The 13,196-nt window shown below is 40.8% G+C and carries 14 protein-coding genes; 8 read left to right on the top strand and 6 right to left on the bottom strand.

All coding sequences use genetic code 11. The features are described from left to right. Positions 1–52 precede the first annotated feature (52 nt). Positions 53–1,441: a class II fumarate hydratase gene (fumC, locus tag D0469_RS18945; protein WP_117328297.1), complete on the top strand. Its 1,389-nt coding sequence runs from the start codon at positions 53–55 to the stop codon at positions 1,439–1,441. 97 nt (positions 1,442–1,538) lie between these two features. On the opposite strand, the gene D0469_RS18940 is transcribed toward fumC, so the two are convergent. The 5 genes from D0469_RS18940 to D0469_RS18920 form a co-directional block, all read right to left on the bottom strand. After that, positions 1,539–1,736 (bottom strand): alpha/beta-type small acid-soluble spore protein, encoded by a 198-nt coding sequence (locus D0469_RS18940; RefSeq protein WP_117328296.1) that lies wholly within the window; start codon positions 1,734–1,736, stop codon positions 1,539–1,541. 570 nt (positions 1,737–2,306) lie between these two features. After that, positions 2,307–3,413 carry an ABC transporter ATP-binding protein gene (locus D0469_RS18935; RefSeq protein WP_117328295.1) on the bottom strand — a complete coding sequence of 369 codons (1,107 nt, stop codon included), beginning with the start codon at positions 3,411–3,413 and terminating at the stop codon, positions 2,307–2,309. 128 nt (positions 3,414–3,541) lie between these two features. Next, a complete protein-coding gene (locus D0469_RS18930) occupies positions 3,542–4,432 on the bottom strand; it encodes a PucR family transcriptional regulator (protein WP_142919211.1) in 891 nt (296 codons plus the stop codon). A gap of 252 nt (positions 4,433–4,684) precedes the next feature. Continuing rightward, complete coding sequence (locus D0469_RS18925; RefSeq protein WP_117328293.1) at positions 4,685–4,870, bottom strand: hypothetical protein; 186 nt, start codon at positions 4,868–4,870, stop codon at positions 4,685–4,687. Between the two features lie 91 nt (positions 4,871–4,961). Then, complete coding sequence (locus D0469_RS18920; protein WP_117328292.1) at positions 4,962–5,177, bottom strand: YheE family protein; 216 nt, start codon at positions 5,175–5,177, stop codon at positions 4,962–4,964. 152 nt (positions 5,178–5,329) lie between these two features. On the opposite strand from D0469_RS18920, the gene D0469_RS18915 reads away from it, so the two are divergent. From D0469_RS18915 to D0469_RS18880, 7 genes are all read left to right on the top strand, one after another. After that, the gene (locus D0469_RS18915) at positions 5,330–5,686 is read left to right on the top strand and encodes a YlbF family regulator (RefSeq protein WP_117328291.1); all 357 of its coding nucleotides are present in this window, start codon (positions 5,330–5,332) and stop codon (positions 5,684–5,686) included. A gap of 59 nt (positions 5,687–5,745) precedes the next feature. Continuing rightward, on the top strand, positions 5,746–5,901 hold the full coding sequence (locus D0469_RS21230) for a hypothetical protein (RefSeq protein WP_158553585.1): 156 nt from the start codon (positions 5,746–5,748) through the stop codon (positions 5,899–5,901). Positions 5,902–5,928: 27 nt separating this feature from the next. Then, positions 5,929–6,795 carry a Cof-type HAD-IIB family hydrolase gene (locus D0469_RS18910; protein ID WP_117328290.1) on the top strand — a complete coding sequence of 289 codons (867 nt, stop codon included), beginning with the start codon at positions 5,929–5,931 and terminating at the stop codon, positions 6,793–6,795. 79 nt (positions 6,796–6,874) lie between these two features. Continuing rightward, positions 6,875–7,120, top strand: a complete 246-nt coding sequence (locus D0469_RS18905) for a transcriptional regulator SplA domain-containing protein (RefSeq protein ID WP_117328289.1) — start codon at positions 6,875–6,877, stop codon at positions 7,118–7,120. A gap of 218 nt (positions 7,121–7,338) precedes the next feature. Further along, positions 7,339–7,926, top strand: a complete 588-nt coding sequence (locus tag D0469_RS18900) for a DedA family protein (RefSeq protein WP_117328288.1) — start codon at positions 7,339–7,341, stop codon at positions 7,924–7,926. Between the two features lie 1,143 nt (positions 7,927–9,069). Beyond that, positions 9,070–10,593, top strand: coding sequence for a coproporphyrinogen III oxidase (locus D0469_RS18885; protein ID WP_117328286.1), 1,524 nt, complete (start codon positions 9,070–9,072; stop codon positions 10,591–10,593). A gap of 169 nt (positions 10,594–10,762) precedes the next feature. Then, complete coding sequence (locus D0469_RS18880; protein ID WP_117328285.1) at positions 10,763–11,935, top strand: trans-sulfuration enzyme family protein; 1,173 nt, start codon at positions 10,763–10,765, stop codon at positions 11,933–11,935. 365 nt (positions 11,936–12,300) lie between these two features. Here D0469_RS18880 and D0469_RS18875 read toward each other — a convergent pair whose 3' ends face one another. Next, positions 12,301–13,164 (bottom strand): dimethylarginine dimethylaminohydrolase family protein, encoded by an 864-nt coding sequence (locus D0469_RS18875; RefSeq protein ID WP_117328284.1) that lies wholly within the window; start codon positions 13,162–13,164, stop codon positions 12,301–12,303. Positions 13,165–13,196 lie beyond the last annotated feature (32 nt).

Genomic DNA, 13,196 nt, shown 5'->3' with positions numbered 1-13,196 from the left:
ACCAACGGGTCAAACCGTTGATAAATCAACATTTATAGAGGGAGGAGAAAAAATGGATTACAGAATTGAGAAGGATACAATGGGTGAGGTCCGAGTGCCACATGACAAGCTTTGGGGACCGCAGACTGAAAGAAGCAGGATGAATTTTAGAATTGGAAAAGAAAAGATGCCTTTAGAGCTCATTTACGCCTACGCCATTTTAAAAAAGGCAGCAGCAAAAATCAATTGTGAACTAGGAACATTATCGGAAATAAAACAGCAGGCCATTGTGACAGTTTGTGAAGAAATATCAGATGGCTTGCTGGATAGCCATTTTCCTTTGGCGGTTTGGCAAACCGGGAGCGGTACACAGTCAAATATGAATGTAAATGAGGTAATCGGAAACAAAGGCAACCAGTGGCTTGAGGAGAAAGGCAGCAGTGAGAGGCTTCATCCCAATGATGATGTGAATAAATCCCAAAGCTCGAACGATTCTTTTCCAACCGCTATGCATATTGCAGCATATCAGGCAGTACAGATGAAGCTAATGCCTGTACTTACTCAACTCCGGGACAGTTTGAAGGAAAAGGAAGAGCAGTATGGGGATTTAATCAAGATTGGGCGGACCCATTTGCAGGATGCTACCCCATTGACCCTCGGCCAGGAGATAAGCGGTTGGAGGGCCATGCTTGATAAAAATATGAAGATGATCCAAGAAAGCAGCCAGTATCTTTTGGAGCTGGCGATTGGCGGCACTGCGGTCGGAACCGGAATCAATGCCCATCGTGACTTTGGCAAAAAAGTAGTGGACTATATTCGTGCAGAGACTGGATATGATTTTCAGACTTCCTCCAATACATTTCAGGCTTTAACCAGCCATGATGAAATTGTTCATGTTCACGGTGCGTTAAAAGCATTGGCTGCTGATTTAATGAAGATTGCCAATGATGTAAGATGGCTTGCAAGTGGCCCGAGAAGCGGCATTGGCGAACTGATGATTCCAGCAAATGAACCCGGCAGCTCCATAATGCCTGGAAAAGTAAATCCAACCCAAAGCGAAGCCTTAACCATGGTCACAGCTCAAGTTTTTGGAAATGATACAACCATCTCCTTTGCAGCAAGTCAGGGGAATTTTGAATTGAATGTATTTAAGCCGGTTATCATTTATAATTTCCTGCAAACAATTGAGCTTCTGACTGATGGCATACACTCATTTGATGAACACTGCATTAAAGGTTTGCAGGCTAATGAAATAAAGATCCAGGAAAATATGCAACGGTCTTTAATGCTTGTTACAGCTCTTAATCCCTATATCGGGTATGAAAAAGCGGCGGAAATAGCAAAAAAAGCGCACCGCGATAATACAACCTTAAAAGAGGCAGCATTATCCTTGGGATATGTGACAGAAGAACAGTTTGACTCATGGCTCGACCCGGCAAAAATGGTTTACAGCGATAAGTAAATAGTGAAAAGGAAATACGTAATTAATAAAGCCCCCTCTTTTATAGGAGGGGGCATAGCCATTATACTATTTATACCATTGGCGATGTCTTGATTTGTTATTGCTGTCCAAATCCGACCATTTGCTGTTGAGCCATTTGAACAAGACGTTTAGTAATTTCTCCTCCAACAGAGCCGTTAGCACGAGCTGTTTGTTCTGCACCGAGGGTTACACCAAACTCAGAAGCGATTTCATATTTCAATTGATCAAGAGCTTGTTGAACCCCAGGAACTAATAATTGGTTTCTCCTAGCCATTAAAATATTCCTCCTTTGATGTTCTATTGGCATGATCGGTTATTTGGATCCCTAATTGGCGGGTTAGAATGGAATCGAACCATTGGCAAAAAGGATCATTTTGCTGCCACCAGCCCTAACCCAATATATTATTAAGCTTATTATTCTGCAGCGTGCCTGTATTTATGCGAAGGTGTTTTATTATTTGCGGTTTTTATATTCGCCTTTTAGTCAATGATTCCGCACAATTCTGCTTTCGGCAAAGAAGATAGAAGGAACCGATTTGATCTTGAATAAAAATCGGCTTATGTAAAATTAATTAACCATATTTATAGGCAGGAAGAGTCAGAAGGTTTGGGTGGGTAATAGAATGTATGCACTTGAAGCTGAATTTCGGTTGGACAACTAAATAAGAACTATCCTGTTTCGGATAGTTCTTTGTAATAAGATATATGAAATATAACTTTTTAATTAGAGATTTCCAGCGCCTAGCCCACTGTGGAAAAGATAAAAGCCCTTGGAAGGCAAAAAGCGCCTTCCGGGTCTCTTTTATCTCCTCTCGGGCTGATAAAGGGATTGCGTTTTTTTTTTTTATTTTACTCCACGGATACGCAGTTCAGTGTCTTTATCAAAGAAGTGTGCATTATTCATTCCAAGAGCAAGTTGAATGATATCACCAGGTTTAACAGCTGTACGAGAATCAACGCGTGCCACGAAATCTTGTCCGCCGATTGTGGAATACAGCATAAATTCGGCTCCCATAAGCTCCGCAACTTCGATATGTGCTTTAATGATTGTATCGGATGAGGATTCAATGAAAACAGGTTCATCATGGAAGTCTTCAGGGCGAATGCCGAGAATAACTTCTTTGCCGACGTATCCTTGGTCACGCAATACTTTCATTTTTTCTTCCGGTACGGAGATGGATTGTTCGCCAACTTTAAACTTGCCATCCGCAAGTGTTCCAGTAAGGAAATTCATTGCTGGTGAACCAATAAAGCCGCCAACGAAAATATTTTCCGGCTTTTCATAAACTTCTTTGGGTGTACCGACCTGCTGTATAATTCCATCCTTCATTACTACTAGCCTTGTTGCCATGGTCATGGCCTCAGTCTGGTCATGTGTTACATAAATAGTTGTTGTTCCAAGACGTTTATGAAGCTTGGCGATTTCTGCGCGCATCTGCACGCGAAGTTTGGCATCCAGATTAGATAAAGGCTCATCCATCAAGAACACTTTTGCGTCACGCACGATAGCACGGCCAAGGGCAACACGCTGACGCTGGCCGCCTGATAATGCCTTAGGCTTCCGGTCAAGATAGGATTCAAGGCCAAGGATTATAGCAGCCTCATTAACACGGCGTTTAATTTCGTCCTTCGGCATTTTTCTAAGCTTTAGCCCAAATGCCATGTTGTCGTAGACGGTCATATGGGGATAAAGCGCATAGTTCTGGAATACCATGGCGATATCCCGGTCCTTAGGTGGTACATCGTTGACACGCTTGCCGTCAATGTAAAAATCACCCTTAGAGATTTCTTCCAAGCCAGCGATCATTCGAAGTGTTGTTGATTTTCCGCAGCCTGATGGACCAACGAATACGATAAATTCTTTATCTTCAATATGAAGGTTAAAATCATCTACTGCTGTTACTTTGTTGTCATATAATTTGTAAATGTGGTCCAGAACTAATTCAGCCATTATGTTTGCCTCCCAAAGATAAGGATAAGATTTAATTTTGATAATCTTATTTTACGGGAGCCGCATTTTAATTCAAATGGACACCTTGCACAAAAAATCCTATAAGGATTTATGCAAAGTGACAGCATCTATACCGCAGATGAAATGAGGATAAGCAAATAGGCAGTAAGCGCGTGATCGAAAGACCGAATATCAAGGCCAGTTCGCTCAGTGAACTTATCGATTCGGTATTGAAGGCTATTGCGGTGAATATATAACTGCTTGGCAGCATGGCTTGCATTTGAACCACATTCAATATAGGTCTTTACGGTGCTGATCAATTCATCATCATCCAGTACCCGTCCGATTAGGACATTGATGTACCATACCTTAATATTTTCTGGAATACCCATAGACAGCATATATGGAAAAGCCCGGGGCAGATCCAAAATTTTTGCTGATGGAAGTTTTCCGGCACATGTTTCAAAAATTTCTCTCTCATAATCAAAATGCTGCCTCAGGCTGTTTTCAACGTAGTGAGAAGTCCCGGAAAAAAGCCGCAGCCTTACATAAAAATCGCTTTCCAGCGTGTCAAGCAACTGAAATAATTCGCTGGTCCCGAGTGAATCCTCGGATAAATGCTGAATCAGTACACCCCGCATCGAATCCGTCCAAACTAAAATCGAATCATCTGATACCAGTGAAGTAATTGCTTCTTCGAAATCGGAGAGGGAAAAGTCGTCATTGGACAAATGGAGATGAATAAAGCGGATCATTTGCCAGGAGGTAACCGGCAAGCAGGCCTCATCATGCAAATAAGCATGCCACAATCGTTGTGAATGCGACAGGTTGAAATTTGCTTCAGTTGGAACGGTGAAAAGGGTTAGCAATAGCCCGGCTTCTTCTTTGGTAATTTGTTTTGACGGTATCCCGAGTATTTGTCCGCTGTCATCCTGAATCCAAAGATATTCTGTTCCACGGACCGTTTCTGATCTGCCGGAAATGGCACCTGGGTACTTATGTCTTAATTTTGCAAACATATCCAACAAACCTTTTCTGCTTTTTTGGTTCCATTATACCAGTTATTTAATTTGTCGGAAAATAATCGATTGGGCCTGGGAAAACCATAAAACTGCAAGTAAAAAACCCTGTCTGTGGCCCAACTTGAACAGACAAGGTCGAAAAGAAAAGGAATATAATTGTTTGACCATATTATTATGAGCATATCTGCCGCTGATAAGTGTACTTGGGCTTGCTTAATGGCCGTTAAATTAACTAAACTGAAGCCATTATTAATCCACCGGTGGCATCTGGGGAGCTCTGACCGGCAATTCATTAATATCATCGTTATTTTCAACATTTTCGTTGGCATATTTACTGCTCTCGCCTGCAAATGCATCATTAAGCGCACGGTTTGCCTCTACTGTCTCTTTACTTTGGTAATTTTGGCGAGTTTCGCTCCCATTGGGATCCTTCAAAGCAATCTTACCTCCTTCACACCTTTTCCTTATAGTGTGGGCAAAGGAGGGAGTGATTCATACGATAGAAGATTTGACAAATGATTGAAAATTATTTGTCATCATAAACATGATACAGCATAAGTTCATGTATGGAGCCTTTCAGTGATTCCTCTTCTTCATATAGAGGCTTATTCCCTGTCCATTCAATTGTTCCATTTGGGTGATAAATGGCCCTGTACAGCTGCTTCTGATAATAAAAAGAAACATTCCACCCCGGCAAGCCTTTGTCACTATAAAGATTTTTCCACTGGAAGTGAGTTAGCATCGTTGAAGTTCTTCCTTTCGGATTCTTTTTTGAACTGCAGATAGAGTCTGGCATATCTTTTATCATACCAATAATTTGATTGCGTGTGTATTTTGATTGTTGGTTTGATATAGTGGATAAGATAGAAAAGTGTAAATTTAGGAGGTATAAAGATGAGTTCAAATTTGTATGATGTCGCTTATCAAATGGAGAAAGTAATCCGATCAAGTGCAGAATATACACAGTTAAGAAAGTTATATGATGAAGTAAATGCAGATGCATCAGCAAGGGTGATGTTCGAAAATTTCCGTGATATTCAAATGAAGCTGCAGCAGAAACAAATGATGGGCCAGGAGATTACACCTGAAGAAGTAGAACAGGCACAGAAAACCGTTGCACTTGTCCAGCAGCATCAAAGCATCTCCAGGCTTATGGAAGCAGAACAGCGGATGAGTATGGTTATAGCTGACCTTAATAGAATTATCATGAAGCCGCTTGAGGATTTATACGGCGTACCTGGCCAGCAGTAACACCATTATATTTTGCAATAATAATTAACCCTGTCCATAAAATGTGGCAGGGTTTCTTCGTGCTGGAATCGTCGGCGGAATATGATTGCCAGCTTTATTTTGTTCAGCTTAACCTGGGAGTTATAATCATTCAAGCTGCAATTATGAAAGCGATTGCAAAAAACAGGCTTGATATCATGAGTTCTATGTTCTTTCCTTTGTACATAAATATTTAACAGGACATTATAGAAGGGGAGATCACCATGGTATTTCGTCTGTTGGCGGTCAATATTGACGGGACATTGCTCCAGTCTAATGGCCGATTAAATAAATCTACAAAAGAAGCAATGGAATTTGTTCACCAAAAAGGGGTTCACATTGCATTAGTCACCTCCAGAAACTTTCTCTCTGCAAAAAAAGTGGCGAAGGCATTAAAGATTAATCCGATGATTGTAGCTCATCAGGGCGCTTATGTAGGCTCTCCGGCGAAAAAACCGCTATTCATCAAAAGAATTTCCGAGGAGCATACGCTGGAAATCGTACAATTCCTCGAAAAGGCGAATTGCCAAATCAAAGTTATCCATGAAAAATTCATGGTTGGCAATCGTGTCAATCTGCCGGAAAACATTCTCGGCAAGGCGGTTATGTACATGAATGAAGGAAGTTTTTACTCAAACCAGTACGTAAATACGGTGAGTGAGGCCTTAGAGGATAATCCGGTTTCTCCTCCTAAAATTGATGCTGTTTTTGAAACAGAAAAGGAGAAGCGTGAAGTTTGCCAGCTGTTAACTGAGCTGTATCCTGAAGTTACCACAATTCAGCTGCCGAATCGAAAGTTGACCATCGTGCCAAGAGGAGTATCCAAATGGAGCGGTGTTCTTTATCTGGCTGAACATCTCGGAGTGAAGAAGGAAGAAATTGTAGCAATCGGCGATGGACCGGATGATATAGAAATGATAGAGAACAGCGGAGTCGGTGTGGCAATGTCTAATTCGGAACCAGACGTTAAGCGTGCCGCTAAGTGGATTACACGCACAAATGATGAGCAGGGTGTTGCTTACATGCTAAAAGAATTTTTCAGGAAACAGCACCCAATTGAATTCCTGGAAAAACTAAATATGCTTAAATAATTTTTTAGCCCCTGTGGAATTAACAGGGGTTTTATTTTGTTAAAGGACAAATAATAAAACTAAAGAGGGAGGCAAAAATATGGATACACTTGATCCGCGAGAAGCGAAATCGGGCGATGAGGTATTTGTGATCTATAATAATCCGCATACTCCGACAGTTGCTGATATTAAGCCTGCTGAAATTGTACAGCATCCAAAAGATCCTAATGCGGTGGCCCTGTTTATTCATGAAACCTTTCATGTTATCGAAGACGATGATGCGCTGTTCACATCCCAGGAAGCGGCTGAAAAAGCTTACAATGAATTGTTCAATAGTAGAGATTAAGATCGGCAGTTCCCGCAAAAACGGGAACTGCTTTCATTTTGCTGGTTTGCAGCCTAAATTGAGAAAGCATATACGCGATACTTTTCTTGATTTCCCATTATGTGTTTGTTAGGATTTAAAAGGATTAGAAGACCGGATTAAAATCTACACTCTCAATCATCAAGATAATTTGAGTGCTCAACCATTTGAATCACTTACAAAAAATTAGGAGTATAAAAATGGAATCTTTAATTTTAGCAATGATTGAATATTTAAAGCAATTATCCTATGGCGGAGTAGTGTTGGCATTAACTTTCGAGTTTGTTCCCGCTGAACTCGTTCTGCCATTGGTCGGCTATTGGGTGTATCAAGGCGATATGATTATGTGGCTGGCCATCCTTGCAGGAACAGTCGGAGGCACCTTTGGCCCGCTGACACTTTATGCGCTTGGAAGGTATGGAGGGCGTCCGTTTGTTGAACGGTTTGGAAAGTATTTTTTGATAAGGGAAAAAGAAATCAATGCTGCCGAATCCTTTTTCGAAAAATACGGGGCAGGGGTTGCATTATTTGGCCGCTTTATCCCGGGAGTAAGAACGGCGATTTCTCTTCCATGCGGCATGGCAAAAATGAATGTGTGGACTTTTAGTATTTATACTTTTATTGGCGTCCTTCCCATGACTGCGATATACGTATATCTGGGGTATAAACTGGGCCCAAGATGGAAGGACATGGCTGAGATAATTAAGCCATATTCTTTGCCTATCGGAGCTGCGGTGCTGAGTATATTAATCATTTACATTATCATCAAACGGAAACGGACAGCCTAATTTGTCCTGTCAAACCCTGTCTGTATAAAGTTGCAGACAGGGTTTTTTTAGTAAATCTATCATCAATTTTTATGTGTTTGATACAGCTTTGCTATTAATAGCTGATTGTAGATCATATAAACATTTGTAGTTTATCGCCAGTTAAATTTTTATAAAGGGATTAGGGCCACGATATAGAATTATTAATCCTGGGTGATTAAAATGAAATGTAATATAGAGAAACTGATAAATGATCGTGGATTAAAAAAGGCTTTTGTAGCAGATAAACTGGAGATTTCGACGAAACAGCTACGTAATTATGAAACGGGTGAAAGTTACATTCCTATGGCTATAGGATTTCAAATTGGCTAAACTGTTAGGTGTTAAAGTCGATGATTTATATGAGGAAGTGGATGATTGAACATTAAGCTTGAAGTGCAAATTGAGGGCATTCTAAGACACGGTTCCTTTTGGTGAATGCCAAGGATTTTAAAGATAATCTAGAAATGGCTGCAGGGATTGTTACTTAAGAGTGGATCCAGAAGATGAAACATGAAAGTATGGAGGAGAACATGATATTAAAGATGTTGTAAACCAGATAGGCCAGTGGTAGAGGATGATTTTCCATTTTAAATGTATAGGGGGAAATAAAGTATGAAGGGTCAACAAGTAGTTAAATGTCCACATTGCAGAGGAAATAAGGTCAAAAGTTCAGGGACCGCATCTAAACGGCTGTTCTGGCTTGGTGTAATATCTTGTATTACGTTAATAGGGATTCCGGCCGGTTTAATTTTAATATTGACTTATTTGTTAATGAAGCGTTCAAAATTGCGGCTTAATTTCATATGCCAAAAATGTAAACGTGCATTCAAAGTGAACGAAGATGTATACCAAAGATATGTAAAATCAATCAGTTAATGAAGCCCTTCGCAAATGAAGGGCTGTTTTTTTATTCACCATTGTAAGATTAACTTACATATACACTTAATCTGACGAAATCTTATTTAAATTTAGCTATTTGTTGTTTTTTGAGTAGGTTTTAGGGGGAATGTTATACGAAGCTGAAATTCCATTATTAGCAGTGTTGACCGGGGTGATTATGTTTTTGTACACTAAAACGATAGAAATGAATGATAATACTTTATGATAGATGGGTGATATTTTTTGCGTATAGCTATAAACGGACTAGATGATGAGCGTTTCGGTAGGCCGCTGCAGAATATTGCAAACTTATTTTTTGAAGAGTCCGAGGTTTTTCTTACAGGTTTAACAGAGGCTGACATAACGGCAGATTTCCAGCTAAGCCTGACAGATTCAATTCTCGTTTCGGCTAAGCTACACACAATCAAGCTGGAACAGGCAGAGTCTTCCTATAAGACGGAGCTTCCTCTAGCTTCCGAAAAGGAACAGTTTAAAGAAATAAAAAAGTGCGTTTCTTATGTATTCGTTGATGTATTGCAGCAGCTAACGGGCATTGTACAGAAGTGGGGGATTTTGACGGGTATAAGGCCAACTAAGCTGCTTCATAAAAAACTGCAGGAAGGAAAGTCTCAGGAAGAAGCACATGCCGAGCTGCGAGAAGGTTACATGATCTCCGATGAAAAAATTGCTTTAATGCAAAATATTGTGGAACGCCAGCTGGCCGCTGTACCCGATCTTTACTCGGTTAAGGATGAAGTTAGCATTTATATTGGAATTCCTTTTTGCCCTACTAAATGTGCTTATTGCACTTTCCCGGCCTATGCAATTAACGGAAGGCAGGGATCAGTCAATTCCTTCCTTGGCGGCCTCCATTATGAGATGCGGGAAATCGGCAATTGGCTGAAGGAAAGGAATATAAAGATCACAACTGTTTACTATGGCGGAGGAACTCCTACGAGCATTACAGCGGAAGAAATGGATATGCTTTATGAAGAAATGTATACTTCATTTCCCGATGTGGAGAACATACGCGAGATTACCGTTGAAGCGGGAAGGCCGGACACTATTACACCTGAAAAGCTGACCGTTTTGAAGAAATGGAAAATTGACCGCATCAGCGTAAATCCTCAATCGTATATCCCTGAAACGTTGAAGGCAATCGGCCGCCATCATACAGTGGAGGAAACAATTGAGAAGTTCCACCTTTCGCGGGAAAAGGGAATGAACAATATCAATATGGATTTAATCATCGGCCTGCCTGGAGAAGGGCTGCCCGAATTCAATGTAACGTTAAATGAAACAGAAAAGCTGATGCCCGAATCATTGACGGTCCACACTTTGTCTTTTAAACGGGCTTCAGAAATGACGAGAAATAAGCAAAAATATAAGGTTGCTCCGAGAGAAGAAGTGGAACGTATGATGGAAGCTGCGGAAAGCTGGACTGCCAGCCACGGCTACGCTCCTTATTATTTATATCGCCAAAAAAATATTCTCGGCAATCTTGAAAATGTGGGTTATTCAGTCCCGGGCCAGGAAAGCATTTATAACATTATGATTATGGAAGAAGTGCAATCCATTATCGGTTTGGGCTGCGGTGCTGCAAGCAAATTTATGGAACCGGAAACCGGGAAGATCACGCATTTCGCTAATCCAAAGGATCCAAAAACGTATAACGATAATTTTGAAAGCTATACAAAGCAGAAAATCGAAATCCTGGAACAATTATTTGCCAAGGATAAGGATTTAAAGCGAAAAATGCCTAGCTAGGAAGAATTTTTTAGTCAAAAAATCTTTGTGAAAAGCTAACCAGTAATAAACAAACGTTGTGAATCCCCCGGAGCTTTTCGGGGGTTTTTTGGTTTTGGGGGATGGAATATTTTTGAATGGAGGATATTAAAAAATAGTACAAATAATAGCAGCATGGAGGAAAATTGCCATGAATTATAATGAATCGCTTTCTTTTGATAAAGAAATTTGCTTTCACCTGGCTGAGGATCGAGAACGCCATCTAGGTTCGGTTGTCCCCCCCATTTATCAGAACAATGTTTTTTTATATAAAACACACGAGAGTATTTCACAAGCTGAAAACGATTTAGCCAAACATTATATTTATTCAAGGGGAGCCAATCCTACTGTTGAGATTGCAGAAAGGAAACTGGCCGCACTTGAAAGAGGGGAGGCGTGCAGATGTTTTTCTTCCGGAATGGCTGCGATAAGCTCCATTTTGCTAAGCAGCCTGAAAAGCGGTGACCATGTCCTTTGTGTAAGCAATATCTATTTTTCCACAATTGATTTTTTAAAATATATGGACAAATTTGGGGTGGAACATTCGATAATTTATTCAACTAGTCCTGATGATATCGAAAAGGAGATTCGGGCAAATACGAGGGTCATTTATATCGAGTCTCCAACAGACATGAATTTCCGCATAATTGATTTGAGAGCAGTAGCAAAGTTAGCAAAAGCAATGAATATTAGAACCATTATTGATAATTCATGGGCAACCCCGCTTTATCAAAAACCGCTTACAATGGGAATGGATGTGGTAGTCCATTCCGCTTCAAAATATCTTGGCGGCCATAGTGATTTGCTTGGAGGGGCGGTAATTGCCAGCAAAGAGATTATCGATCAGGTATTTTCCAAGGAATTAATTATGATGGGAGCAGTTATGGGACCGCATGAGGCCTCACTGCTGATCAGAGGATTGCGGACGCTTCCCTTCCGGATGAAAGAGCATCAAGAAAATGCCTTAAAGATTGCGAGCTTCCTGGAATCCCACCCAGCAGTTGAAAAGGTCAATTATCCAGGACTGCCTTCCCATCCGGACTACCAGCTTAGTAAGGAACAAATGACAGGGTATACAGGTCTAATGAGCTTTCAATTAAAGCAGGGAACGTACGAAGCAGTAAGGGATGTAATTAACAAAATGAAGCTGTTTAAAATTGGTGTCTCATGGGGGTCATTTGAAAGTCTGATTTGGTCGCCGAATTTGGGTAACAATGCTGTCGAGCTTAAGAAACAGCATATAAATCCAGGCTTGATCCGGATTGCGGTTGGGCTTGAGGATGCTGAGGATTTAATTGGCGACTTGGACTACGCACTTAACTAGCTGAGTTTATGTTAGCATTGAAAATATGTTGTCCTGGCCAAAGGACAAAACCTGCAGGACTCTTTAGAGTGAGGGACCTGTTTATTTATAGTGATGTCTGCTCTGTAATAAAGTACGATACATCGACGTCTATGGCCTGATGAATTTTGTGGACACTTTCCGATGTACACAATGTAATGGATACTGACATAACCTACTTGGAATCCGTACTCTTCTCCTTGCGAAATTACAGTCATATTAGTCAGTTTTACGGAAATTATCATTAAACTTGATAGACTGTTCCTGAATATACGTTCCAGAAACATCCAAAATTATGTAAAATCCCAAGTGAGCAATCTGTCACTTGGGATTTTGCTGTTTAAATATTAGTCCATATCAGGCCTTTTGCGGAAAATGGGAAGGGTACAGCAGCGGAATGAACCCCCTGATTTTATGATTTCGGTAATATCAACTTCAATAACTTCATATCCCCGATCCCTCAGCTGCTTATTCACGCCCTTATTTACAGGAAGGCTGATAATCTTCTTGTTTCCGATGGAGAGGACATTGGTTCCGAGCGTAAATTGCTCCTCTTCTGTTACCTCGATTAAGTCGTAACGGGAGGCAAGCAAGTCCGCTTCTTCCTTCCTGATTACTCCCGGAAAGATCAGGGCCTCTGTTGGCGATATAATGTTGAAAACGCAATCCAAATGGAGATATGTAGCAGTAAATGGAATCGGGATCACTTCATGTTCAACAAGCAGGCTCTGAAGATGGCGGATTGCGTCTTCGTTGGTGCGGTTGCTGATCCCTATATACACGGTATTTCCATCTATGATCACATCTCCGCCTTCTATTACATCCTCCAGCAATTTAAAGTAAGAGATTGAATTTCTCTCAAGCCAATTTTTCAATTCACCCTCTTCACCCTGACGGATGGGCGCTGCCATATCCGCAACATAAATGACATTTCCGATGGTAAAGCCGATATCCCGGGTGAAAACCTGTTCCGGATACTTGCTGTGCGCAGGCAGGAGGATGGTTTCAACCCCTTGTGCCTGTAGCGTTTCCACAAAGTCATTATGCTGCTTTAGTGCAGTCTCAATATGGATACCTTCATGTTTAAAATGCTTTTGCGTTTCATTAATAACATCCCTTATTGTCATGAATTCCGGCGGGCATAAGATAACTTGCTTCAGTTCGTCATATTCACTGAAACAGGATGTAACGTTTTGGGGAATTGAACTCATACTGGTCCTCCTAACGATGAATCTTCAATCAT

It is taken from the genome of Peribacillus saganii (assembly GCF_003429095.1).
GTDB classification, from domain to species: domain Bacteria; phylum Bacillota; class Bacilli; order Bacillales; family DSM-1321; genus Peribacillus; species Peribacillus saganii.
The sequence above is the reverse complement of the archived record's forward strand: the minus strand, read 5'-3'. Positions and strand labels throughout refer to the sequence as shown.

Bases quoted from the DNA above. Each gene is read 5' to 3' on its own strand.
- fumC (WP_117328297.1), top strand. From the start codon at position 53: ATGGATTACAGAATTGAGAAGGATACAATGGGTGAGGTCCGAGTGCCA.
- D0469_RS18940 (WP_117328296.1), bottom strand. From the start codon at position 1,736: ATGGCTAGGAGAAACCAATTATTAGTTCCTGGGGTTCAACAAGCTCTT.
- D0469_RS18935 (WP_117328295.1), bottom strand. From the start codon at position 3,413: ATGGCTGAATTAGTTCTGGACCACATTTACAAATTATATGACAACAAA.
- D0469_RS18930 (WP_142919211.1), bottom strand. From the start codon at position 4,432: ATGTTTGCAAAATTAAGACATAAGTACCCAGGTGCCATTTCCGGCAGA.
- D0469_RS18920 (WP_117328292.1), bottom strand. From the start codon at position 5,177: ATGCTAACTCACTTCCAGTGGAAAAATCTTTATAGTGACAAAGGCTTG.
- D0469_RS18915 (WP_117328291.1), top strand. From the start codon at position 5,330: ATGAGTTCAAATTTGTATGATGTCGCTTATCAAATGGAGAAAGTAATC.
- D0469_RS18910 (WP_117328290.1), top strand. From the start codon at position 5,929: ATGGTATTTCGTCTGTTGGCGGTCAATATTGACGGGACATTGCTCCAG.
- D0469_RS18905 (WP_117328289.1), top strand. From the start codon at position 6,875: ATGGATACACTTGATCCGCGAGAAGCGAAATCGGGCGATGAGGTATTT.
- D0469_RS18900 (WP_117328288.1), top strand. From the start codon at position 7,339: ATGGAATCTTTAATTTTAGCAATGATTGAATATTTAAAGCAATTATCC.
- D0469_RS18880 (WP_117328285.1), top strand. From the start codon at position 10,763: ATGAATTATAATGAATCGCTTTCTTTTGATAAAGAAATTTGCTTTCAC.
- D0469_RS18875 (WP_117328284.1), bottom strand. From the start codon at position 13,164: ATGAGTTCAATTCCCCAAAACGTTACATCCTGTTTCAGTGAATATGAC.